Below are 2237 nucleotides of genomic sequence, written 5' to 3' on the forward strand. Positions count from 1 at the left end.
CTGTGTCCATGAGAGTGTCCATGGCCGTGACCGTGGGAGTGCCCATGCTCTGGCTCCTCAGCCCGCAAAGTTGGGATCCCTTCGCTGCTGTCAACGATTTGCAATTGGGGGTTCCCAGCGCTGGCGATCAACCCTTCCAAAAACGTTTCCATACCCAACCCGTTGATCACCAGCACATCCGCCTGAGCCAGCAAACGAACCTCCTCGGGTCGAGCCTGAAAGTCGTGGGGCCCCATCTGAGGGGGAAGGAGTGGCGTGACTTCTGCCCGATCCCCGGCCACAGCACGGGTAAATTGCGTTATCGGCAAAATCGTGGTCACCACCTTTGGGGGGCTGGATCCCTGCTGGGCCCGGGACTCTTCTTGGCGCATCTGCAGGCTTCCCAGGATCCCGACCGAGAGGGCGGCCAGCAGCGAGACCAGCGATCGCACCGGTCGAGCCGAACGGATAGAGTTAGCTTGATCAGTCATGAGCCTGAATACCTCACAAGACAACAGAGACAGCAGAGCTGGAAGCAACTGACTTCCCAAAAGCCAAGGCCCTCTGCCGCAGCATCGAAAACATGCTCACCAGACCGTTGCTCCTGGAAGGGCTAAGGCTGAAATTGAGGCCCATCTCCCGCACAAACTCTGGGGAAACCCCCAAAATCTCTTCCGGCGCTAGGCCACTTAGCCCCTCCACCACAATGGCCACCAAACCCTTGACCAACTGAGCATCGGCATCCCCTTGGATGTAGACCTTGCCCTCCCTAAACTCGGTGGCCAGCCACACCCGCGAAGCGCAACCTCTGACTAGGTTCTCCTCCTTCCTCTCCGCTTCGGGAAAGGGTGGCAGGCGCTTGGCATAGGCTAGGAGAAGCTCATACTTCTGCCGCGAGGTCTTGGCCTTCTGGAAGCGATTGACAATTTGCTGCAGAGCTGCGGGCATCCCTCAGCTTGTCTAGAGTGAGAATGATAATCAAACTCATCATAACACCCCCACTCAGCGAGGGCGCAGGGGCACCTGCAAACTTTTGGGACTGTCGTTACCGAAGCGAGCGATAGCCGCCACTTACTCCCCGTGGTGAGAGGACCAGTTGCCAAAGTTGGCTGGCCCGGGCCTTGAAGCTACCGGCACTCATCAGGAGATAGAGCCGCCACATGCGGCGAAAGCGCTCATCGTAGCGGTCGGCTAATTTTGGCCATGCCTGCTCGAAATTGGCGTGCCAGGCTTTTAAGGTGGCCACGTAATTGATCCCAAAATTGTGCCAGTCTTCCAGCACAAATAAGCCCTCAAAGGCTGCAGTAATCAGATGAGGCGAGGGCAGCATCGAGTTGGGGAAAATGTAGCGCTCAATCCAGGGATCCCGCCCCTGGTAGGCCACGTTGCTGCCGATGGTGTGCAGAAGAAACAAGCCATTGTCGTTCAACAAGCGGCGGGCTACCTGCATAAACGTTCGGTAGTTTCGGTAGCCAACATGTTCAAACATGCCGACAGAAAGGATGCGATCAAACTTTCCCTGGGTCTGGCGATAGTCTTCTAACCGAATCTCGACCGGCAGGCCGCGGCAGCGTTCGCTGGCCAGTTTGGCTTGCTCTTTGGAAACAGTAATCCCCACAACCTGCACCCCGTAGCGTTCGGCCAGGTACTGGGCTGTGCCGCCCCAGCCACAGCCGATGTCGAGCACCCGCATGCCGGGTTGGAGTTCCAGCTTGCGGGCAATGAGGTCAAGCTTAGCTTCTTGGGCTTCATCCAGAGTTTGCGCGCCCCCATCCCAATAGGCACAGCTGTAGATCATGCGGCGATCCAGCATGGCCTCATAGAGATCGTTGCCAATGTCGTAGTGGCGCCGGCCAATGACGAATGCCCCCTTGCCCCGCTGGCGGTTGATAAGGCAACTGTCCAACCCAAGCAAGGGCTGAGTTAGCCAACCCACCTGCTGCGGTGCCTGGGCAGTTAGGAGACGACAAACTAACTCATCAATGGCCTCGCAATCCCACCAGCCCTCCATGTAGGCCTCGCCAAAGCCCAGGGATCCATAGAGCAGGCAGCGCAGGTAGAGCCGCTCGTCGTGAACTTGAATATCCCAGGGCTGTGAGCCATTGAGGGTTATACCGGCAGCATCCAGAACTCGAAGCGCATACTGACGCGCCAGCCAGCGCAAGCTGTTGAGTCCTTTCCCCATCCCTAGGGAGCCCTCACTACAGGGAAACTGACTCAACAAATACACCCCAAGGTGGCAAGGGATCCAACAAGTT

At 57.7% G+C, this 2237-nt stretch carries 3 protein-coding genes; all 3 read right to left on the reverse strand.

The window, feature by feature from the left end; genetic code table 11:
• Positions 1 to 470: metal ABC transporter solute-binding protein, Zn/Mn family (locus NW820_RS10750; RefSeq protein ID WP_414407484.1), on the reverse strand; the 470-nt coding region annotated here is incomplete at its 3' end.
• Between the two features lie 13 nt (positions 471 to 483).
• On the reverse strand, positions 484 to 927 hold the full coding sequence (locus NW820_RS10755) for a SufE family protein (protein ID WP_414329195.1): 444 nt from the start codon (positions 925 to 927) through the stop codon (positions 484 to 486).
• 97 nt (positions 928 to 1024) lie between these two features.
• A partial coding sequence (gene cfa, locus NW820_RS10760) for a cyclopropane fatty acyl phospholipid synthase (protein WP_414407485.1) occupies positions 1025 to 2237 on the reverse strand: 1213 nt, incomplete at its 5' end.

The sequence above is a fragment of the Synechococcus sp. R55.7 genome (genome assembly GCF_047461955.1).
Classification (GTDB): Bacteria; Cyanobacteriota; Cyanobacteriia; order Thermostichales; family Thermostichaceae; genus Thermostichus.

What these genes read in the sequence shown, in the direction of transcription:
- NW820_RS10755 (WP_414329195.1), bottom strand. Translation starts at nt 927, where the DNA reads ATGCCCGCAGCTCTGCAGCAAATTGTCAATCGCTTCCAGAAGGCCAAG.